Origin of the sequence: Chitinophaga flava (assembly GCF_003308995.1) — a bacterium.
Classification (GTDB): domain Bacteria; phylum Bacteroidota; class Bacteroidia; order Chitinophagales; family Chitinophagaceae; genus Chitinophaga; species Chitinophaga flava.
On sequence record NZ_QFFJ01000002.1, the window covers coordinates 3,670,882 to 3,693,678 of the forward strand.

Below are 22,797 nucleotides of genomic sequence, written 5' to 3' on the forward strand. Positions count from 1 at the left end.
ATTCTAACTTTTCATGATATCACCTATCTCCAGACCTAATGCCTGCAAAGTAATTGCAGGAATTTTATCTTTCTGTTAAATGTACATGACAAGCATCTGCTATAAAATGTTTTTTAGTGAATGACACAACACTTTTAATCTTATTTTTTTATTATATTTACTGTGAGCTTCGCCAACTAGACAAAAACAACAGTTACAATCCTTGAACGGAGCGACCATTGAACACAAGACCAAACCCGTAAAAGACATGCTTACCTGCGCCCTTTAGACACATTTGAAACGAACAATGCGACCCTCAAAAAAAACTATTGAAAATCTTATTTAATGCTAGACATGTACATTCACAACAAAATCCTATCCGGCTTTATCAATTTTTTAGGAAGACCACTATTTGCCGGCACCAAAGACTTCACTTACAAGGAAGACAAGAGACCTGTCATTCTGGTAAATGCATTAGGACTGCTGATGACCATTTTGGTATTGGGCATCGGATCTTTTTTTTATTCCCTGCATCCCAGCATGGTAATTCTACTGCCTATTTTGATTGAGGCGGCTGCTTTTATTTATGTGATCGTTTTAAACCATTTAAAGAAATATTTCAAGGCCAGTCTGGTGATGCTCATCGCCAACAGTGTTTTTGCGGTGTACTGGAGCACTGTTTTCGGAACGGCCATTCCTATAGATCTGGTGATGGCATTTCTGGCCACGATTGTTTTCCACCTGTGCAACACCTTTTTCCTGAGCAAAGAGCGGAAAGTACTGGTATCCTGCCTGATCATCACTGTGACAGCCCTGATACTGGTACAGGTCAATCAGCGGCAGCGTTTTATTGCTCCACTGGAATTAGCTCCGGACACAGCCTATATCATACATCTAATCACCTCCTCTGCTTTTCTGGCATTGATCATTCTGGTAATGTCTTCCTATATCGGCAAGATTCATGCGCTGTTGTATTCTGAAAGAAAACTAAAAGATGCCTCTGTTGCCAAAAGTACCTTCCTGCGTGAAACGTACCATGAGCTCAGAACGCCGCTGAACGCCATTTACGGCATCGCACAACTGCTGCAGCTCAGACGGAATGGCTATAGTGCAGAGGAAAAACGGGAAATCGACGACCTGTATTCTGCCTGTTATATTGCCCGGAACATCATCAACAATGTGCTGGACATGTCGCGTATTGATGCAGGCAGATTTAATACTGTTACCAAAGAATCCCTTAACCTGAAGGAATGTGTAGGACATTGCACTGCCATCAATCAGTATATCGCACTTTCCAGGGGTATTACCATCCGGGAAAGTTTTGATGAACAATTACCGGCTATCATCAGCAGTGATAAGATCATCCTCACCAAGATCATCAACAACCTGCTGTCTAATGCAGTGAAGTTTGCTACAGGCAATAGCTGCGTAGAAATCCGATGTCAGCGCGAGCAGCATCAGGTAATATTCAGAGTGATCAACCAGGGCAGCATTAACTATGAAAAAGCCGCTCAGATTTTTGAGGCTTTTGTATCTGAGCGTAACCAGATTACCGAAGGCACAGGGCTGGGGCTCTCCATCACCAAACACCTTGTAGAGTTGCTGGGCGGACAGATATTTATTGAGCCGGATGAAAAAAATACCCACACCATCATTGCTTTCACGCTACCCCTGGAAGCCGCCAGAGGCAAAAGCAGCACAGCCAGCAAACAGCACTATCGCAGAAATGTATTTCCTGGCGCCACTGCGCTGGTGATTGAAGATGACCCCATCAGCAGTTCGCTGCTCACCAAGATACTCTCGCATATGGGCCTTACCGCTACCCTGTGCCATACAGGTGAGGAAGCTATGGAGCTGATACAAATAGAAAGACCCGATGTGATCATCTCAGATCTGCATATGTCCAATATGAGCGGGAAGGAACTGCTCCAGCATTTACGCAGTCACCCTCTCTTCAAAGATATTCCGGTGCTGATCGTATCCGGAGATGCATTTACTTCCGTAAAGGAAGACATTCTAAGAGCAGGTGCCAATGCCTATATTTCCAAGCCGGTACATTTTAATGAGTTGTATCTGGCCTTGTCCAGGCACCTGCCTCAGTTTCAGGCGCAGGCGTAATATCTGCTGTTATTGTTTGTTTGCACCCTGTTAGTTGTTAATCTCCGGATTTATTTGCGGCGCCATCCTGTGCACCGCGCACGTGTATTTATTTCATCGGGCAGGTCCTGACTCATGGATATTATCGCCTGATCAAAAATTTGCAAATTCTTTCCATTAATTTCGTATTTTCTTGCGCCCTAATATGGGCTATGGATACGAGCATATATTTGTTGTACTAAATACATTACTATGAAAACAGGATTAGCGCTGACATTGTCAGACAGCAAGCCTTTAAAGAAGTTAGGCCTGTTCCTTTTGCTTCCGTCTGTCGTGCTGGCTCTTCACAGTTGCCATAACAACGCTCAGCAGCCATCAGCCGGACTGACAGCAGACAGCGGCAACGTAGGACTGCAACTCCCCGAAGGCTTTGGCGCCCTGCGGTTTGCCGACAGTACCGGTAACGCCAGACATCTGGCCGTCAACAAAAACGGGGTGGTATTTGTGAAACTGGAATCACCGGTGAGAGGAAACGGCATCGTAGTGCTGACTGATAAAAACGGAGATGGCCGTGCAGACGAGCATAGCGGCTTCGCTACATATGGTGGTACCGGCATAGCCATTAAAGATGGCTATCTATATGCCTCTTCCAACACCAGCGTATTTCGCTACAAACTCAACGACAAGCTGGAAGTAGCAGACCCTCAGCATCCTGACACACTGGTGAGTGGCCTGATAGACCGCGGTCAGCACAATTCCAAATCCATTGCGCTGGATAATAACGGTAACCTCTATGTGAATATCGGTGCACCCTCCAATGTATGCCAGGAAAAAGACCGTACCAAAGGCTCTCCCGGTATGCAGCCCTGTCCTTTACTGGACTCCGCTGGCGGCATCTGGGTTTTTAAAGCCAACGAGCTGCATCAAGGTTATCATAACGGCAAACGCTATGCTACCGGCCTTAGAAACGTGGTGGGCCTTGACTGGAACCAGGCTACCAACGCGCTGTACGTGATGCAGCATGGCCGCGACAACCTGCATGATTTCTTCCCGGAACTGTATGATGCCAAAACATCAGCAGAGCTGCCTGCAGAAACCATGTACAAACTGCATGAAGGTTCCAACTGCGGATGGCCTTATATCTACTACGATCAGTTCCAGCAGAAAAAAATCATTTCTCCGGAATATGGCGGCGACGGCAAAAAAGCCGTTACCGATAAATACGATGACCCTGTCGTAACTTTCCCTGGCCACCTGGCTCCTAACGGGCTGTTGTTCTACACTGGCAACATGTTCCCTGAAAGATACAAGAACGGCGCGTTCATCGCCTTCCATGGCTCCTGGAACAGAGCTCCTGAACCACAACAGGGATTCTTCGTTGCTTTTGTGCCTTTCCAGAATGGTGTTCCTTCCGGTAAATGGGAAGTTTTCGCTAAAGGATTTGCCGGCAAAGAAAATATTGCAGCTCCTGGCGATGCTGCACACCGCCCCTGCGGCCTTGCCCAAGGTCCTGATGGCTCCCTCTACGTGTCTGACGACAAGATAGGTACCATCTATCGTATTATCTACAAAAAATAATTACCGGTATAAATGAAGAAGCCCCCAAAAGACGCAATGCTTTTGGGGGCTTCTTCATTTATATATGTCAGTATCATCCGTTATCGTTTCATTGTTGCCTTCCGGCCGGGGAACTGATTTTATCGTTTATTCACTATACGTTATACCTATATTTTGCGCCTAGCGGGTAAATAAGCTTATTTTATGCTCTTTAGTGAGCACGGCCACTGTATCCAGCTCTTTGCTGTAGGCAATCTGCTGCGATTCAATATGATGGATGATGGATGAAGCCTGTTCGCTGGTAGGAACTCCTTCTAACTGGTCAGTGATTTCGCCGGTCCTGTAGTTAATGACTTTAGGAAAACGGAAAAGGTCCCAGGCATAGGTTTCATCGATTGGGAATAGGTTACCGAAAGGCCCATTCACCCTCACTATTGCTGACAAACTGCCGGTAGTGAGGTTCCATATAGCCAGCTGGCCTGGCAGCAACAGCGCAGATTCTTCATCATCATACAGGTCTGCACCATCAGTAGCGCCAATCAGCACTTCATGGTTGCTGATGAACCCGGCGGTATTGATTTCTACAGTCACATCCGGACGCAGGGAACAGGAGTCCAGCAGCAATGGATTTTCTATACAGGAAGGAATATGATAGGCCACCACCATATCCATTGGCTGCCATACCCAGCCCTTGCTGATGAGCCATTTATTGTCGGGGCTGACTTCCAGGCGGGAGTGAAAAAAATCGGCGGGCGTACGGCCGGCGATGCTGGTAATAACCTCCCCTGTTTCCACATCTTCAAAATCCAGCTGACAATATACTTGCGGGCAATGTGCCAGGTAAGTTCTTCCGTTCTCTGCTATCAGAAAAACAGCCGGATACTCGTATGTTTCCGCATGATAATAAGAACGGTTGATCTCTCTCAGCAATTCACCGTTTTTGAGTAACAGTCCTTTGGTGCCGAGTTTGGTATACAGCAAAGCATATTGTCCGTCTGCCGAAGTGATAGCTGCATCAAAGTTGTAGGCATAGTGGAGGCTGACGCCTGGTTGTTTCTTTTCCGAAGAATAGATCTGTCCTCCCAGGGCCCAGTCTACCAGGTCGTGCTTACGCCAGGAAATTGTTTGCGTATAGGCTTGTTCGATAGTCTGCTGTTGCATATGCTATGGCTGTTTTACCAACGTCAAAGATACCTAAAACTAAGCAGCCTTCCTGCGTTGCAGATAAATAGCGGCAGACTCACTCATGGTGATCAGCGCACCACCCAGGATAACAATATCTTTCACTACCAGCCTGCCACGACCTGAGAGGTAAGGGAATCCCCACTGATGATCTGTAAGATGCGGCACCCAGGATTCAGGTGTAGTAATCAGAAACGATAATGTGCCCAGTGTCATCACAAATACAAGACCGCTACCCACCATACTGGCCAGTGGCGCCACTTTATACAGGGCTACCAATACGCCGAGTATGATCAGAAAGATACCGAGACCATAGGAAAAACCGTAAGTATTATTAGCCTCATGCCATTGATGGTTAGCCGTTATCAGTTCTCCTTCCTTGTTCATATGGCTTTTGTACTCTTCCGGGTGATCATAGAAAAAGGACATAAAGGGGCTGTTGGCCACAAAGGGCACGATACCATCTGCTTCATAAGTAAAAAATTTCAGGCCGCCGATCCAGAGGAAGACCAGCACAATACCGTATCGGATAGCTTTTTTACCCAGCAGGTCAAGATTTGCGATGGCGTTCAGTAGCTTGTTTTTCATGTTCTTTCATTTGTGTGTGACCGTCAATATTGACTACACAAATGTAGATCAGCCGCATAGGGCAGACCATGGAAGGAACAGGCTATTACATGGACAAATCTGCCACCACCGAAATACCTGTCCTGCGGCGGAAAGTGCGGGGTGATACTTTGGTCATCTTCTTAAAAAAACGGCTGAAATAAAACTCATCTTCAAACTGAAGTTCATAGGCAATTTCCTTGATGCTCTTACGGGTAAGGTGCAGTTGTTTTTTAGCTTCCAGCACCAGCCTGTCCTGAATCAGTTGTGACGGGGATTTGCCAAAATATCCTTTACAACGTTTGGAGAGATGATTAGGCGAGATGGCCAGCATAGAAGCGTAGTCGGCGGGCTTGTGCAAAGACCGGTAGTGCTGGTCCAGCAGCTGGCGGAACGCTTCCATCTGTTTATCCTGCGGCTGTTCATCCGGCCGGGCTGTTTGTGTTTGCAGCCGGATGGTGCTCGATTTTGCCAGTAGTAGTTGTAGATATGCTTTTAATACAATGCCGGAAGGTGGTTCCTGATGCAGCTCATTGCCCAGCTGGGTTAATAGTTGTGTAAAATCCGCTGCCTGGGCGGCAGACAGACTAATATAAGGCCATAGATAAATATTATTAAACAACAGTCCGTTGCAGGCGACTTCGCTGTGATGCTGCTCTATACAATAAAAATCGCCATGGAACTGCAGCAGCAAAACCTCCATGTCTTTATCTGCCTGCAGGCGCAGGGCTTGAAAAGGTGTTGCAAACAATAATACCGGGCCATTGAAGGAAAACGTGCTGAAATCGGCCTGGTAGGTACCACTGCCGGAAGGTATAAATATAACTGTGTATTCCGAAAACTGTGAGGGCCGCGCCAGCGAAGATGCCATTGCCGGCTTTAGTCCGAATAAATATTCTCCTGTATCTGCATGTACCGCTTTCATGATAGTTGGTTTAAATAGGCTATAAGACTACGAAAATATAGCACAATCACCACTTTATAAATTCAATTTACATTATAAAAATAAAAATATAAAATTCTTGTCCCAAATGAAAAAAACGAGTTGTCATAATTACAAACACGATCAAACATCATTCACGCTATAAAATCAATACAAATGGAAACAAGAATAACTTTTGCTGACACCAATAAGGGCTTTATGGACGGACTGTTCAAAACTGGTATCTACCTTCGTCACTCAGGACTTGACCGCAAACTGATGGAGCTGGTACACTACCGTATTTCCCAGATCAATGGTTGCGCCTATTGTCTGGATATGCATCACAAGGATGCTATTCATCTGGGAGAAACAGAGCAGCGTCTGCATTCACTGCCAGCATGGCCGGAGTGTCCGTATTATACTGAAGAAGAAAGGGCCGTACTTTCATATGCTGAAGCAGTAAATAGCGGTCATGTGAACGATGAGGTGTTCAACAACCTGGCTGCTTTTTATTCCAAGGCAAAGATTGCAGACCTTACATTGCTAGTAGCTAGCATTGGCACCTGGAACAAGCTGAACAAGGCTTTCCGGACGAAGCCCGGCACTTACGAGATTGGACAACATGATTCCCAGGACTAAAGTCCTGGGCTATATTTGATGCTAAAGCCCGGGCTATTAAATTCCGGGCTTTAGTTTTAGATAATGATTGGGGAGCTAAAGTCCACCTTAGTTATTGAATTTAGAAAAAACCGATCAATCCTATCCGTCGGCAACTGATTTGTTACAATCCCACCCCCGCCTCGAACTTAGCCCAGGACTTTAGTCCTGGGAAAATTGATTATATTTGCTGCTTCCCTATGCCAGTCAAGCTTTACAGGGACCATCAATATAATCCGTAGTATGAATTACCACCTGATGATAGACGATAAGTTTATCAATGACTTTATTATCGACGCAGAAAAAGCCGCACCGGGCAACAATACTTACATCATTGACCAGCAACCCGAACAGGTAGTCCATGTAAAGTCGCCACTGGCCAGGTTTGCGCCTTATGATAGTCCTGCCTTTAAGGAACTGGTAAAAGGCATCGGCACCAACGATAAAATTTTCATACACTGGTTATCTGAAGCTGCGGTGGCTTTTGTTCTTTCTTTATCGGAAGCTGTTCCGGTAGGTGTATGTTTTTGGGGTGGTGACATTGTGGAGATTCCTTTCTCCCGTTTCAAACGTGCTATCTACGGCCCTAAAACACTTAAATATTTTGAGCGGGAAGAAGAGCGGACTAAGGTGGAGTGGAACTTTTTTAAACCGAAGCAGCTGTTTAAAACCTTCAAGAGCCGTTATATAAAATATCCGAAATCACAGCGTTACATCGCTGCTCAACGGGACCGGTTTTTCAGAAGGCTCAACTTTTTTCTGAACTGGAATGAGATTGATCACCAGTGGATCCATCAACACTATACCACCAACGTAGCGCTGAAGTATTTCTTTTATAATGTGAATCCACAGCCTGACAATAACGGGGTGGCGTATACGAAAAAAGAACCGGGAGTAACCACTATCCTGCTGGGTAATTCTGCCACCTCCACCAACAACCATCTGGAAGCTATGGAGGCGTTAGCGAAGTTTAAAGACGAGCCTATCAGGCTGGTGATTCCGCTGAACTATGGTAGCCGGCAATATGGTGATTTTGTAGAACAGAAGGCAGTGGCCATGTTCGGCCGGGAGAAGGTGAACGCCCTGCGTGACTTTATGAACCGGGACGACTATTACCGTTTGCTGGACGAGGTAGATATTGCCTTTATGCCACATTACCGTTCACAGGCCGTAGGCAATACATTGGCGATGCTCTACAGGGGTAAAAAACTTTTCCTGCATCACAAGAGTTCTGTTTACCAGCTGTTCAAACGATATGATGTGAATGTTTATGATGTGGCGAATATCCCCAACATGACCTTTGATGCGTTTAAAACCGCAACCACTCCGGAGGAAACAGCCAAAGACATTGCCCGTATGGAAACTATCTTTGACACCGGGAAAAAAATGCAGGTGTTGAAAGAAATGTTATCGTGATGCTGGTACAACCTTCTTAAGCTGTGTAAGATAATAACACAGTCCGCCGGAGAAATATGCCGCCACATCCAGCCAGTCGCCCACATAACGGGGAGAATAACGCGGCATGATCCACTCAAAGACAACAGACACATAAACTGCAATAAACAGTATGTATACCAGCGGAAGCTGGTAGCTGCTGTCTTTTGCTATCCAGCGCTGTACCACTACCTGGCAGATCTGCGCCATGAGCGGTACGGCTATAAAGTCGGTCAAATGCCCATTGACATACGGCAAAGGCTGACCATACCAGCGTAGCACATGTACAAGCAGCCACAGTAAAGCACAGGCCACTCCCATGTAAAGCAACTTCTTCATATTATAGCGCAAATGATACGGCTATTGCCAGCAGCGTAGTCACCACACCGGCCACCGCCAGGAAGGCCGCAAATCCTATCTGTTTCACCACTTTTACAGGAGCGGAGTCGTCCGGTTTAATCGGTATTACGCTGTCTCTCAGCCGTTGGATAAAGGATTTTTTGTCTTCTTTTTCCTCTTCGTTGTTCACGGTGTATTCGTTCATTGTTTTCTATTTTAGGCCAAATGTACTAATTTTTATTCGAATATATGCAATAACTTTTAAATGACAATTGCTAAGACGGCCGGAAATGAACAAAGTTGTACAAAAGCGGACGTAAAACACCACATAGTAATTCATAAAAAACTGGTTATCAATAACAATCCAAAGGGTATTGTCTTTGCGGCACACTCATCAAAACCACCCCAACATGCTACCTAACCACATCCGGCTGATATGGCGTGCTTTATTAAAAGACCGTCAGTTTACCCTGCTCAACCTGCTGGGATTGTCTACAGGCCTGGCCTGTACCCTGCTATTACTGTTATGGATAAACGATGAGTTGCAGGTAGATAAATACAATGTCCATGACAGGCAGTTATACCAGGTAATGCTGAATACTAAAAGTGATGAAGGAATACGGACGATGCCCAATACTCCCGGATTACTGGCCAGGTCGCTCAAAGAGGAAATACCGGAGATAACAGCTGCCGTATCGGTATTGCCTGCTTCCTGGTTCCCTTACAAGGGCGTAATATCCAGGGGTGAGCAACGTCTCAAGGCAGCCGGCCAGTATGCAGACAGCAGCTATTTCGATGTTTTCACCTGCCCGCTGATAGCGGGTCATCCCAGCCAGGTATTACGGGACAAGTCGTCCGTCGTAATTTCGGAGGAGATGGCCCGCCGGCTTTTTCATACAACCGATAACGTTATCGGACAAACGCTGAAATGGGACCAGCAGGAACTTGGCGGGCTGTTTACCATTACCGGCATCTTCAAAAACAATCCTCCTTCCGCTACACAACAGTTTGATCTTATCTTTCCTTATGCCTTAGTCCTGGAAAGAAGGCCAGGGCTGACCCAATGGGGCAACAACGATCCTAATACCTATGTGCTGCTGAAAAACGATGCTGATATTACGCAGGTAGATAATAAGATCAGCCGCTTTATTCAGGGCAAAACCAGACGTTCGGATGCGCAGCTCTTTCTGTCCCGGTTTTCCGACAACTATTTATATGGAAAATATGAAAATGGTGTACAGGCAGGTGGCCGTATAGCCTATGTAAAAATGTTTTCTGTGATAGCTGTACTGATACTGCTGATTGCGTGCATCAATTTTATGAACCTGTCTACTGCCATGGCATCCAGGCGAATGAAGGAAATAGGTGTAAAAAAAGTGCTGGGCGCCAGTCGTATGGCCCTGGTATGGCAATGTATCGGAGAAGCCATCATGATGTCAGCTATAGCTTCGTTGCTGGCGTTGTTGATGGTATGGTTGTTATTGCCGGTGTTTAATCAGCTTACCGCCAAACAACTACAGTTGCACCCCGGTGTTCCGCTCATCCTGCTGATGACAGGCATTACTGTGATTACCGGTCTGATTGCAGGCAGCTATCCTGCGCTTTATCTTTCCGGTTTCCGCCCTGTGCAGGCATTGAAAGGAAGGTTTAGTACCTCCTTCGGGGAACTGATGGTCCGCAAAGGCCTTGTAGTGGTGCAGTTTACCCTCTCTGTAGCATTTATCGCTGCCGTACTCGTGATCTATAAACAACTTGAATATATCCAGTCCAGAAACCTGGGCTACAACCGCCATCAGGTTATTCATTTTGAAATACCACTGGGCATGGACTCCATTCAGGAGCACCGCGCCATCGCTTTTATCAATGAGCTGAGGAACATCCCCGGTATTGTCAATGCCTCCAGCTACTATCACAATCTGACTGGTGAGCATGGCGCGATCTCTGATTTCCAATGGCCGGGGAAAGATCCGCATACCAGCATCGATTTTTCCAATCTTGAAGTAGGTGACCGGTTCCTGGAAACAGCCGGCATACAGCTTAAAGAAGGACGTCATTTCTCTGATGGCCCTAATGCCCGCCATGAAATCATCTTCAATGAAACAGCCATCAAAAGTATGGGGCTCAAAGATCCCGTGGGTAAAACCATTACTTTCTGGGGACAGTCCAAACAGATTGTTGGCATCGCTGCCGATTTTAATTTTGAATCGCTCTACCAAAGTATACAGCCCTGTTTCTTCCAGATATATCCGGCCATGCCTAATGTAATGGTGCGGCTGGGCAACGAGGATGAAAAACAAACGCTCGCTAAAGTACAACAGGCCTTTGAACGGTTTTATCCAGGTATGGTATTCGAGCACCGCTATCTGGATGAAGACTACCAGGCTTTGTATACCGCAGAACAAAGAACAGGCACCCTCTCCCGCTATTTTGCCGGTATGGCCATCATCATTTCATGTCTGGGCCTGTTTGGGCTTACTGCCTTTACAGCGCAAAGAAGACAAAAAGAAATCAGCATACGGAAAGTGGTAGGTGCTTCTGTCTGCAGTGTGGCACTCCTGCTATCCAAAGACTTCCTGAAACTGGTACTGCTGGCATTGGTGCTGGCATTTCTGCTGGTATCATGGGGCATGTCTCACTGGCTGAATAACTTTGCGTATCATGTCCACCTCGGAGTAGATGTATATCTGATCACCATGCTGACTATTAGCATCATCACGCTGGCAACAGTGAGTTATCAGGCGATAAAAGCGGCTGTTGCCAATCCGGTTAAAAATCTGAGAGCAGAATAGATTAAAACAATCAGTATATAGGATAAAGATTCTACCCAAGATGCTGACTGCAGGCTGATTGCAGTCAGCATCCTTGGTAACATAAGAAGTTTTAAATTTCACTTGACTATTATCAAAAAAAAGTTATTTTGCGCCCCATTCCCGTAACTGTTCACATGCATCTATCAACCTATAACCCGTTGCATGAAAAGAATCACTATCACGATTACACTAACCCTGTTATCCTTTTATCTATTCGCCTACAACTACGGAGAGCACAAGCTCATCGGAGACGCCGCCTTTCTGCGGTTTATGCAATCCATATCCAGCAATAAAACCCTGCTACTACGCTATCTTGACATACAAGATGACGGAGAAGGTAATTATTATTTCGGGGGACTGTCCGGCAAAGACAGATGTCGTATATCCTATGGCGTTTTAAACGGGCTTAGCGGCGACCACGAACGTAACCCGCTAATGCTGGAAGAACAGCTTCGGTACAAGAGCTCCGTTATGGAACGGATCATTTTGTTACATGAACAATATATCAAAATGGGCTATACCGCTGCACCGGATGGTAAGTTATCCAAACTGGACTTCAGTTATGCATTGAAAGCAGCGGTCAACATGTCTCACTTTTATGAATATCGCAAAGGCTTCAAGGAGCAGCTGCGTCATTTTGATAAAGCCGTTATCAAAAAATGTGAGAACCCGTCCCTGGTAGACAGCATCTTTAACAAACTGGGCAAGACCAATGCGATTAATATGTATGTTACCCTGCATGTGCTGGCTATTGACCTGGCTGAACAGAGCGGGCTGATAAGCAAACAGGACCCGGCAGCTGCACAGGAACTATTTTTTTACGCCATCCTGTTCAATGGTTTTGCGGACCACTTTCTGGAAGATGCGTTTTCTGCAGGCCACCTGGTAGTTAACAGGACTATATTCCAATCTGTTACCAACAACAAATCCCTGCATGATTTTTATTCTGCCAACGGTACAACGGTCGTGAATCGGGAAGGCGAAATATGGCATTCCTATGGAGATGGTCAGTTCAACAATCCTCACGACAGCTGGAAAAAGGATACTAAGTTGCTGGACATACATTATGCAACGTATACCCCCGAGGCCAACCGGATCATAGAAGCGGTAAACATTTCGCTGCAGGACCTGTCTGCCGCATTTGAACGCGGCGCCGGAGATGTGGCCTTTACTCCTTTTCTGGCCAATATTCCGGATGATCGCACCAAACAGCCGCTGTATCTGATTTACCATATTCCCAGTCTGCAATGGGTGCCTATCCCCTACCAGTCCAACATGAATGAGCTTTTTGAAGATCCTACCACCATTACCGCTGCCATGCGGAAAGCCAATGAGCCATTACGCTACCGCGATTTTATCCGTAGCCGCGTAGGTAATTCACTGGTAGTAGGCGTTTTAGGTGGATTCTTCAGCGAGCATTACCTCAGAGGGCCTGAAATAAGGATCAACGCCGGCAATTTCAGTAAACGTTTTGATTATAACAGTGATGGCGGTAAAAAGGGTAAGCTGGACCGCTGGCTCGGCTATACGGTATGCGGCAGTTTTGCCAACCTCAAAGATGATAACTCAGAAAGGCTGACCACCTCAGCACAACAATTGAGAGCCGGTATCAAAGGAAATTTTGACTACTGGGTGAGTAATAAACGGTTTATCGGCATTTACAGCTATATGGAAGCCGGCGCCCAGTTCACTTCTGGAGGCACCGCCTTTATTTTTGTCCCGTCTGTAGGACTGCAATGGTCATCGCTGGTAAATATTAATATACAATCCATGAAGAGCTGGATACGTATACCACTACAATATCTCATTCCACTCAAACTGCGCTATGGCGTGGTGGTTTCTCCCCATGAACTGCCAAGATATTTTTCTTCCGTAGACATTGACATTTTGTTGTAAATAATTGCCGGGAGCTGGTTGGCCAGTTTCCGGCGATCACTTTTTGTCCGTTCGTTATGCTCAAATAAATGGAAGCATTTCTTAATTTGCAGCCATGAGACTAGCTATTTTTTCGGACATCCATGGAAAGATTTTATTGCCTTTTAAACTCGCAGACCTATATCAACAGCAGACTGGCAGGAAAATAGATTTTATATTACAGTGCGGCGATATCGGCGCCTACCCCAGTATGGACAACCTCGATAAAGCTACCCTTAAACATGCGAAGCAGGATCGCGACGAACTTGGGTTTCATGACGATTTCACCCATATAAACCCTGTTATACAAACCTATCTCAACAAACTGAATATAGACATGATCTGTGTGCGGGGCAATCATGAAGACCACGATTACCTCGATCAGCTTGAAAAAGAAAATGGACAGCTGTCCCGTTTTCCCATTGATGTTTATAAACGGGTATTTGTATGCCGGTCAGGTGTAAGGCAGGAACTGCGGAAAGATGATGAAGTACTGCATCTTGTGGGAATCGGACGTATCGGTGACCAGAAAGGAAGAACAGACAAACGTTTTATACAGGAATATGAAAAGAAGGAAATCAGGAAGTTGCTGAAAACCAATCAGCATTTTGATATACTGATTACCCACGACAAAGATGACAGCAATGAGCGGGGATACGGCATGGCGGCTATCCGGGAGGTACTGGACAATGTGATCTTCCGTTATCACTTCTACGGACATACGGGAGAACCATTCAAGCAGGAAACAGACTACAACGGCATTACCCAGTCCGTTAAAATAAGTGAGCTGGAATACAGCCATAGTGGCATCCTGCCTGAAGGGTCTATGATTATCCTTGAAAAAAAAGGAGAAAACGACTTTCAACTGGAAGTAGTGTCACAACAATTCACTAACCAGCTGACCCGGTTCAACTGGAAAGACTGATCAGATATCCAGTCGAAGCCCCAATGCAAAGCTCAGGTGCGACAGATCTTCTTTATGTTCCCCCTCCAGGTTTACTCGCACCCTGCTGTTGCCGTCTTCACGGGTATAGCTTTTCAGTCCGCCGGTGATAAGATCCACCTGGCCGCCGGCAAACAGTTTTCGGGTCAAGCGGATATCGTAGCCCATGCCCAAGCCCACACCAACAGTTGCACCATTCAATGTCACTTTATTGCGGTATACCCAGCCATCGTCATGAAACCCCAGATACCCAACAGAGAAATTGATGTATACGTACTGTGTTCTGGAGGCGTTAAATGACTGTACACTAAAGGTTGGCGCGATGTAGTTAATGGAGATATTATCCATCACATTGGTCCTCATATTACTGCCCTCCACGACCACCGGAATTACAGCGCTCCGGGAAGATTGAAAACGGTCATACTTAATACCTAAGCCGAATGAATAATTAAAATAATAGGTTGCATCCGCTCCAATATTAAAACCCGATTTAAGCTGCTTCATGTAATTTCTGGCTTCGCCGTTAATGTCGGAAGCTACTTTACCCATGCGGTAGCTATAACCGCCATTGATGGCAATCCTGAAGTAAGGCACATAATTTTTTTTTTGCGCATAGCTACCCATGGCTATTACGCTCATCATAAGCATAAGGGACAATTTCTTCATGGAATGATAGATTAAATGTATTAGTTGACAATTTGCTCTTGTACAGCCTTACTTTACGCTACCAGGCTAAAGCACAGATGATACAGGGATACCGTTTTGAACAACAATTATAGTAATAATAGCTGAGATATGCACGCATTTAACGATCAGGATAACCAGCAGATTGGATGGGAAAAGAAGAGATATGAGGGGTCGCCATTTTATTTACGGAGATAAGTGGCCAGCTTACTAAAGGTAGCACTGAAGCCCTGTTGCATGCTACGGTTGATATTCAGGAAAGAGGCCATTTCTTCCGGTTCAGGGTCTACTGGTTGTCCGGTGAGCGTCAGCACGGTATTGCCGTTTTCTTCCCTGAATTCCAGTCTGTAAAAAATCTCCAGCGGAAAAGGTATTTCAAAAGGAGGCTTCACCACCCTGGCCTGTTCATCGGCAAAGGCATTGGTAAATTCCAGCAGATCGTATGGCTGGATGGTGCGGTACAGGAAGCGGCCATAGGCTACTTCGGTGTTACTGAATTCCATTCTAAAATGGAAGATGCCGCCGGGCCTGAAGTCCAGGCTCACCACACTGTTTTTGCTCTCTGCAGGTCCCCACCATTGATTCAGGGCATCTGCATTACTGAAGGCATCAAACACCAGCTCTTTCGGAGCTTTAAACGTGTATACCAGGCTGAAGTGGGCCGGTATGTCTGCTGTATGGCTCATTGTGTTGTTTTTTTATCCTTTTGTACTTTTTGAAGATAGTTGTCCAGGGAGGAAAACTGTGTGGACCAGAACTGACGGCAATAATCGATCCAGGTGGCTACTTCATTGAGTTTATCCAGCCGGGCTTCACAATACCGCTCCCGCCCTTTTTTTCTGATCACTATCAATCCGCATTCCGAGAGGATTTTTACATGGAGGGATACCGCCTGACGGCTCATTTCAAAATTCTCTGCGATAGCATTAAGATGAAGTGGTTGCTGCACCACCATTTCAATGATCTGCCTGCGTGTTGGGTCTGCAATGGCCTGAAATACATCTCGTCAGACTTCCATCAATATGCAATCATTTACTTGTAAATATAAATGCAAGTATTTGCTTGCGCAAATTTATTTTGTAAAAAAAGCTGTATTTTCATCTCACTAAACCAATGGTTCGCCATCCTGCTAAAGTGGAGCAATGGCAACCCCGTTAACCTGGAAATTAAAGTAACATGGCATTAACCAATCTGAAAAGCCGCACTGCCACCCTATTAATTACCGGCAGCGCACCTGATTCTACCCAAAGTGCATTTCATGCATTTATGTATGGCAATTCTATCTGTAAAAAACAACGCTGCAGGTGATGTCATCTTTACTATTAACCAATACTGACCTTCGCCTGAAAGAGGAATTCCGGCGCAGCTACCGTTTTACGATGGCCGGCTATACGAGAATACAGGAACAGACCACTGAAAATGAATTTACCCGTGAGCTGGATATGGAATATATCCCTGCGGCGGATCCTTCCGGATTATCTTTCTGTTCGTTTAGTGTTCACCGTGAGAAAATGTTGCTGGACCACCGCTCCTCTCATCTGGAATACATCATCCAGGCAGTGAGCAGTGTTACGCAGGAAGTACACTTTCACCTCCAGGAAACTACGGGCACGGTTACACTCGCCAACTGGAATGATATCCGGAATAAATGGACTGCCGTAAAGGAGAAACTGTGGAACGACTACAAAGGCACAGAGATACAGCGGTTTACTGAAGGTTATGAAAACAGGATGCAGAACAAACAGGCCCTCACCGCCTCGCTGCTGCAATACAATCTGTATGGTCTGTTCATGAACCGTATTCATATCCGGTACGGCTATACGGGGCAACAAACGGAAAACAGGGACATCATCCCTCTTTTTGGCAATACCGCCCTGCCGGTACAGGAACTGAGGACTGTCAAAAATACCGCAGAAGGTATCAAGGTGGACATCAGCGGCAGCATCGACGAAAACAGGCTGGACACCACGGCCCTCGGACATTTCGCCTACCACGACCTGTCACTGGCCGAAAATGAGGATACAGACCTGTTACTGCAACGGTATTCCGGCCATTACAACCTGGAGCAAGATACCTGCATCTTACAAAAGGCCCTCCTGCAATACAATATTGCCATAGGAGATGCCTATCAGCGCAAATGCAGATTCCATATTAACACCATTGAACCATCATACAATGCCTAAACATCCCCAACAAAAAGGTAAAAAGCAGGACCCGCCAAAAGGCAAAGACAAAAAAGAAGAGAAAAAGCCCGCCACTACGGGCAATAAATATGTGTGCGACCTTGCTGAAGTGAAATGTACCTGCGGTAGCAATCCCGGCAAACTGAAAGTAACGTCCAACCCCGGTGTATATTTGCAGGATACCCTCAAAGCCACGGCCAAAGACAAAACCATCACGCCTAATTTCGGCAGCTGTTCTTCTCAGAAGAACAATCCCTGCAAGCCAGCGCTGATGGAATGGCAGGACCTGGCGGCTGATGTCAGCCTCGGCGATCAGGCTCATTTTCTCCTGGAACGGTCTACCAATCAGTGTTCTGCCGGCGGCGGCAAAATCACCATCACCAGCGGCAAACAGAAATCCACTGTTCAGAACATCGAACCACCTGCACAGGACCTCCCTATCGTAGCGCCGCTGGAAGTAAAAAACAAAGAGGTGGTATGGCTTGCCAGCAACGAAGTATACAACGATGTGCCGGAAGCTGACCTGTGGTACAAACTGGAAGGCAAAACCTTTAAGAAGGCCACCCTGACAGACGCCATCATCCAACAACTACAGGCCGACTCTGACAACGATACGATCGCCTATCATACCAATGATAAAGGCGTAAAAACCACCTATAAAAAAGGGGTGTCCCAAACTGCGGATTACGGCAACAAGCTTGCTTCGAACGACGAGAAGCTGCATTCTGCTTACCCGCTTTATCTCCGCAATGGCGTTTTTACCAACGCCTACCCTACCTACAAACTCTATGTATACAAAGGAGAGAATGCAGGCGATGCCAAAAAGAAGGTAGAACAGGATATCGCGGGTAACAGCCATGGAAGCGCAGCGCTCATGCTGGAAACAGCACGGCATACCCGGGATAACAATACCGACTATATGAAACAGGGCGGTCCGGTACCTCCTACCGGCATCAACGGTCAACCTGAATACTATAGCCTGATTTATACCGTTACCAGTACGCCCCGTTTCAGGGTGGTACTGGACAAGGAAGACACCAGCGGGCTGGTCATCGTAAAAGCCAAAACCCGCCAGGATGTTTCCAGGGCCGGCGTTTCCATCGACCCGTTTGTTTCTGCCGACCTTGAAGGCTGTCTGGGTATCCGCGATGGCAAAGGCGGTTATTTCCAGGCGCTCACCGGTGGCAAAAGCGCCTATTTCACACAGCTGAACAACAAACTGATAGAGAAAATTCCTGAACTGGCTTATATCTATCGTGTTCAGACAGGTAGCGGTAAAATAGCGGAGAAAAAGTTTGATGCAAAAGAAGAAGCGTTGTTTTTTGTGAAAGTAGACCCACTTCCGGAAATAAAACCCAAAGAGATATACGAACCATGGCAACAGGCTACCCAACAGAAACGGGCCAACGCAGCTGCACAGCCTGCACCGGCTCAGCAACCGCCTGCCCAACAACCGCCGTCACAACAGCTTCCAGCGCAACAACATCCGGGGCAACCCGGCTCGCTGCCACCTGGTATGCAGGAAATACAACTACAGAAGACTAATCGACTGCGGCCGGGAGCGGTACAATCCATACTGTTACTGATACTGTTACAACTCAGCTTTAGCTCCTTCACACCTGTATGGGCCGCGCCAGTAACCGGTTACCGCTTGCAGTCTACCGATACCGCCAACGCCTGGATGAAAGCCATTGACAGCGGCGACAGTACGCAGGTGCTAAAACTGCTCTCCAAAGGCTACAATCCCAATACGGTCATCCTACCCGATACCAGCGTCCGCTATAGTGATCTGGGCAATCTGCCCATTCATATCAAACGGTATACTCCTTTTACCTACATCATCGACTACAACAAAAATCCCAACAATCATTTCTTCGATGATAGTAAAGGAGAAAACAGTTATGAAAGGATCAAACAAAAACAGGGACGGTATGCGCTGATGCTGATCCGCCATGGTTATCGCCCTGTTGCAGAAGACCTGGAGCTGCTGCTGCTGATAGCTCCGCCAGCAGACCAGTTCAAAGCTATCGTACAGCAAAGCCGTTTTAATATTGCTGCAGCCAAAGACAATCATTTTGCGGCGGCGGCCCTACGGGGCAACTGTCCGGCTGGTTTACTGAGTTACCTGTTGGAACAGGGAGCCGGTACCAACGGTGTCACAGATATCATCCGGCAGCAGTACGCGAAGAACTACACTATCTCCCTACGGCAACTGGAAATACTGGAAAAATATCATTACAAGCTATATCAACAGGCAGGCTTTAGCCTACTGCATTACAGCGCCTACCTCAACGATCCGGTTGCTGTAAAAAAACAGCTGGCTGCTGGTACTCCCGCCAATCAGCGTACCACCTGGTTTTATCAGGCCGATGATATGACAGATGGCGGCAAACCACAAAAACTAACAGCCCTCGAGATTGTACAGTCGAACCTTGTGGTTCGCCAATACAATAAAGCAGGCGCTGTCAACGCACAGGCTATCATTAAACTACTGCAAAAGAAATAACACCATGGCCCGTATTAACCCGCAACCGGACCCACAGCGCCCCCAGGATGCCCCGGAAGAGATTCCGAGTGCCATACCAGATGCCGATAAAGACGGCTATGATGCCGACTTCAACGGCCTGCACGACAAAGACGAAGATGGCAAAAAAAAGGATACTAAAGATCAGCAGTATGATGGTTCCGCTGTGAATGAAAAAGAAGAACCGGAAGATGATACCAAATGTCCCCATTGCAAAGAGGATATCACGCTGGACCAGATCAAGGCGATTACCACTATCGATGCAAAAAATGAAACATTGGTCAGCAAAATACTGGAATATCTCAACCTCTACAAAGCTGATCATAAGATCGACACCTGTGTGCGGAAAGCCCATTTTATAGCCCAGGCCCTTCATGAATCGGGCAGTTTCACGGTACTGGAGGAAGATCTTAACTACCGGCCTTCCAGCCTGTTGAGCTACTTCAAAAAAGATGAATACATTGCCCTCACAGACAGTAATCTCACCAAATACAAAGATTACTTTTCGGTAGCGCCACCCAAGGCTGCCAAAGGAGCCAAGGATACAAAGGACGCCAAACCAGCGGCCCCCGCTGCCGACCAATACAAAGACTACTCTTTGAATCCGGCCTATATTTACGGCAATACCAACAAAGAAACCCAAACAACCCTGACCAGCAGCGACGGAAAAAGCAAAATAGAGATCGATTTGAAAAAACACAAAGCGGATGAAAGAGTAGTTGGTAACAGGAAATATGGTGGCCGCGATGGTAACGACAAAAACAGTGACGACGGCTACAACTTCCGTGGACATGGTATTATCCAGCTTACGCATAAGCCGGCTTATGAATCGTTTACTGCTTTTGCCAAAAGCACTGGTTTCAACAAAGAAAAAAGCACCATCGATTTTACAGAAAGCAAGGACGAAAAAGGCGTTAAAACGTGTAACTCAGACCTATTGAGCGATAAAAAAGATCCCAAATATGCAGTACAAAGTGCTGTATGGCTCTGGAGTACTTATAAAATCAGCTCAAAACTGGAGGTAAAATCTGACGAGGAAAACTTTGCTGGCATCACCAATGTTATCAACGGAGGTAACACCGGCACCAAAGACCGTTATGATAAGCTTCTGAAAGGAAGGGAGCAACTGAAGGTATATGACCACTACAAGTATCTGCTGGAGAACCAGAAGGATGAAAAGAAAAAAACGAAGTTGAAAGCAGCGTTAAAACAAATGGCCTCGTCACAAACAGTTTACGCTTTTAACAGAAATACAAAGAAATTTGATGTAAATGGCATTACAGTAGACAGTGATCCCAAAGGCCAGGAGATATTGGATGAGTTCGGAGGAGATGCGGCAGGCGATAAAAAAACAGATAAACCAGCAGACAAAAAAACAGATGCCCCGGCCAAACCAGCTCCTGGCAAACCGGCGCCTAAAAAATAAAACCAGCAGCATGAAAAGACTGTTCTTTTTCCTGTCATTACTAAGCGGTGCAGCCGCCTGCGCGCAGCAACCGGCTTCCGGCAACGACATCAAAAAGTTTATTCCAGCCGGCTATGAAGTGCGGGACAGCGTTAGCGGCGACCTGAACGGAGACAATATCCCCGACCTGGTACTCGTTTTACAACAAAAGACGCCAGCCTCCGATACGGCAGACCGCCCGTTGCTGTTACTGCTGGGCGACAGCCATCACCACTGGGCACTGGCTGCACGCAATAAAGACCTGATCTATCCCGCTGATATCGGCGGCACTCAAGGTGATCCGTATGTACAAACGACGATCGATCATGGTTGCGTTACCATTGAACAATACTATGGCAGCCGGGAAAGGACCCGCTCTGTTGTCACTTTCTGTTATCAGCCTAAAATCAAAGACTGGATACTACAACAGGTGGCCATCACCCACGAAGATGCGCTTCATGCAGATGCTGCTAAAACAACCATAAAAAAAGGGAAACAACTAAAACCGATCAGTATCCGTCGTTATGCCGGAGAGTACGAATAAGCTGTCCTCCTTTCATCATAGTAAAAAGGCTGACCATCCGAGGTCAGCCTTTTTCACTTATTCCGTTTTACCCATGTAGTAATAAATTCCTTACATCTTCCCGGGTCTGATTAATCGCTCCTATCGTTTCTATCAATGCATCATTGGTGGCGCCACGCAGTCCCGCATTAGTAATTTGTCCGTCGTAAGCCATCGTATACCTGCCCGCACTTTCAAATACATGTACTGCCTTAAAACAAGCTGCCATCTCCGTTGTGAGCTGTTCAAATGCAGCTGTATGATACAGTTGCTTTACAGCAGCTACATTGCCGGCACAGATTTCCAATACATAACGGTGTTGTTTTTCCGGTGCCAGATAGTGGTTAACATCCGGCGCAGGCGGATTGGGCTTGGTATTGTCGTGGGGGGCCAGGATATGATAGCGCACCCGGCTGATCTGCTCATTGTCTGCAAAGGTTTTTACAAACGTTTCCAGGAAAAAATCATCTGCTTCTTTCAGTGAAACCGTATCAGCAGGACTGATAAAATAATAGAAAAATTTCCTGCCGTCTGAATAATTGGTCACCAGGCTTTGCTGCTGGTCTTTCAGCGTACGGGAGCTGTTGTCACAATAGTAGGCTACCGTGGTGTCAAAAACATTTCTTTCATCATCAAAGAGGATAGTGGTATGCGGCAGCCACTGCTCCAGTGCGGCGTTTGAAAAGAATCCTATTTCAGCAAAACCGTCCCAGTCGTTGGATGTATCTACTACCCTCTCTATGCCAGCGATGGCAGGGAACAGGTCCGGATTGGCTTTTTGCATATGATGCTGGATGTACACCCCCAGGTAGGGTAAGCGGGCACAAACCGGCCCGTGGATGTCTTTCCAGTAATCATTGAACTGTTTACTGGCAAGCCCTTTCCTTCTTATAACGGGTGTGATGGAGAGTGTGGTGATCCTGTTGTCTGTAAAGGATGTTATGCTTTGCATGGTTATTT

Annotated in this window: 19 protein-coding genes and 1 pseudogene; 11 read left to right on the forward strand and 9 right to left on the reverse strand. The window is 46.4% G+C overall.

From position 1 onward, the window contains the following. The first annotated feature begins 324 nt into the window (after positions 1-324). Both DF182_RS29835 and DF182_RS29840 read left to right on the forward strand, forming a co-directional pair. Positions 325-2,097, forward strand: a complete 1,773-nt coding sequence (locus DF182_RS29835; protein ID WP_113619412.1) for an ATP-binding response regulator — start codon at positions 325-327, stop codon at positions 2,095-2,097. Positions 2,098-2,328: 231 nt separating this feature from the next. Further along, a complete protein-coding gene (locus tag DF182_RS29840) occupies positions 2,329-3,654 on the forward strand; it encodes a PQQ-dependent sugar dehydrogenase (protein WP_113619413.1) in 1,326 nt (441 codons plus the stop codon). Positions 3,655-3,813: 159 nt separating this feature from the next. Here DF182_RS29840 and DF182_RS29845 read toward each other — a convergent pair whose 3' ends face one another. The 3 genes from DF182_RS29845 to DF182_RS29855 form a co-directional block, all read right to left on the reverse strand. After that, positions 3,814-4,794, reverse strand: coding sequence for a hypothetical protein (locus tag DF182_RS29845; RefSeq protein ID WP_113619414.1), 981 nt, complete (start codon positions 4,792-4,794; stop codon positions 3,814-3,816). 39 nt (positions 4,795-4,833) lie between these two features. Then, positions 4,834-5,403 carry a DUF417 family protein gene (locus DF182_RS29850; RefSeq protein ID WP_113619415.1) on the reverse strand — a complete coding sequence of 190 codons (570 nt, stop codon included), beginning with the start codon at positions 5,401-5,403 and terminating at the stop codon, positions 4,834-4,836. A gap of 85 nt (positions 5,404-5,488) precedes the next feature. Continuing rightward, positions 5,489-6,346, reverse strand: coding sequence for a helix-turn-helix domain-containing protein (locus DF182_RS29855; RefSeq protein WP_113619416.1), 858 nt, complete (start codon positions 6,344-6,346; stop codon positions 5,489-5,491). Between the two features lie 174 nt (positions 6,347-6,520). Between DF182_RS29855 and DF182_RS29860 the strand changes: the two genes are divergently transcribed. Both DF182_RS29860 and DF182_RS29865 read left to right on the forward strand, forming a co-directional pair. Next, positions 6,521-6,982, forward strand: coding sequence for a carboxymuconolactone decarboxylase family protein (locus DF182_RS29860; protein ID WP_113619417.1), 462 nt, complete (start codon positions 6,521-6,523; stop codon positions 6,980-6,982). 261 nt (positions 6,983-7,243) lie between these two features. After that, positions 7,244-8,416 carry a TDP-N-acetylfucosamine:lipid II N-acetylfucosaminyltransferase gene (locus DF182_RS29865; protein ID WP_113619418.1) on the forward strand — a complete coding sequence of 391 codons (1,173 nt, stop codon included), beginning with the start codon at positions 7,244-7,246 and terminating at the stop codon, positions 8,414-8,416. Here the strand turns inward: DF182_RS29865 and DF182_RS29870 are convergent. Beyond that, positions 8,408-8,773, reverse strand: coding sequence for a hypothetical protein (locus tag DF182_RS29870; RefSeq protein ID WP_147243591.1), 366 nt, complete (start codon positions 8,771-8,773; stop codon positions 8,408-8,410). The genes DF182_RS29865 and DF182_RS29870 overlap by 9 nt on opposite strands. A 1-nt stretch (position 8,774) precedes the next feature. Next, entirely contained in the window at positions 8,775-8,978 is a 204-nt protein-coding gene (locus DF182_RS29875) for a hypothetical protein (RefSeq protein ID WP_113619420.1), read from the reverse strand. Positions 8,979-9,183: 205 nt separating this feature from the next. On the opposite strand from DF182_RS29875, the gene DF182_RS29880 reads away from it, so the two are divergent. The 3 genes from DF182_RS29880 (at position 9,184) to DF182_RS29890 (ending at position 14,422) form a co-directional block, all read left to right on the forward strand. Next, positions 9,184-11,562: an ABC transporter permease gene (locus DF182_RS29880; protein WP_113619421.1), complete on the forward strand. Its 2,379-nt coding sequence runs from the start codon at positions 9,184-9,186 to the stop codon at positions 11,560-11,562. 183 nt (positions 11,563-11,745) lie between these two features. Next, positions 11,746-13,479, forward strand: coding sequence for a hypothetical protein (locus tag DF182_RS29885; RefSeq protein ID WP_113619422.1), 1,734 nt, complete (start codon positions 11,746-11,748; stop codon positions 13,477-13,479). A gap of 94 nt (positions 13,480-13,573) precedes the next feature. After that, on the forward strand, positions 13,574-14,422 hold the full coding sequence (locus tag DF182_RS29890) for a metallophosphoesterase family protein (RefSeq protein ID WP_113619423.1): 849 nt from the start codon (positions 13,574-13,576) through the stop codon (positions 14,420-14,422). Here the strand turns inward: DF182_RS29890 and DF182_RS29895 are convergent, their stop codons facing one another. The 3 genes and pseudogenes from DF182_RS29895 to DF182_RS29905 form a co-directional block, all read right to left on the reverse strand. Continuing rightward, positions 14,423-15,106, reverse strand: a complete 684-nt coding sequence (locus DF182_RS29895) for a hypothetical protein (protein WP_147243592.1) — start codon at positions 15,104-15,106, stop codon at positions 14,423-14,425. Positions 15,107-15,306: 200 nt separating this feature from the next. Continuing rightward, complete coding sequence (locus DF182_RS29900) at positions 15,307-15,810, reverse strand: SRPBCC family protein (RefSeq protein WP_113619425.1); 504 nt, start codon at positions 15,808-15,810, stop codon at positions 15,307-15,309. Continuing rightward, a pseudogene (locus DF182_RS29905) lies at positions 15,807-16,115 on the reverse strand (ArsR/SmtB family transcription factor); the annotation flags it as partial. The pseudogene DF182_RS29905 and the gene DF182_RS29900, both read right to left, overlap by 4 nt. Before the next feature lie 316 nt (positions 16,116-16,431). Between DF182_RS29905 and DF182_RS29910 the strand changes: the two are divergent. The 4 genes from DF182_RS29910 to DF182_RS29925 are packed head-to-tail and all read left to right on the forward strand — an operon-like array spanning position 16,432 to position 21,819. Continuing rightward, a complete protein-coding gene (locus DF182_RS29910; protein WP_113619426.1) occupies positions 16,432-17,307 on the forward strand; it encodes a hypothetical protein in 876 nt (291 codons plus the stop codon). Continuing rightward, on the forward strand, positions 17,300-19,813 hold the full coding sequence (locus DF182_RS29915; RefSeq protein ID WP_161964316.1) for a DUF4280 domain-containing protein: 2,514 nt from the start codon (positions 17,300-17,302) through the stop codon (positions 19,811-19,813). The genes DF182_RS29910 and DF182_RS29915 overlap by 8 nt, the downstream gene beginning before the upstream one ends. Before the next feature lie 4 nt (positions 19,814-19,817). Beyond that, positions 19,818-21,257 (forward strand): glycoside hydrolase family 19 protein, encoded by a 1,440-nt coding sequence (locus tag DF182_RS29920; protein ID WP_113619428.1) that lies wholly within the window; start codon positions 19,818-19,820, stop codon positions 21,255-21,257. Between the two features lie 10 nt (positions 21,258-21,267). Beyond that, positions 21,268-21,819, forward strand: coding sequence for a hypothetical protein (locus DF182_RS29925; RefSeq protein WP_147243593.1), 552 nt, complete (start codon positions 21,268-21,270; stop codon positions 21,817-21,819). Positions 21,820-21,886: 67 nt separating this feature from the next. Here DF182_RS29925 and DF182_RS29930 read toward each other — a convergent pair whose 3' ends face one another. Beyond that, positions 21,887-22,789, reverse strand: coding sequence for an EthD domain-containing protein (locus DF182_RS29930; RefSeq protein WP_161964317.1), 903 nt, complete (start codon positions 22,787-22,789; stop codon positions 21,887-21,889). Positions 22,790-22,797 lie beyond the last annotated feature (8 nt).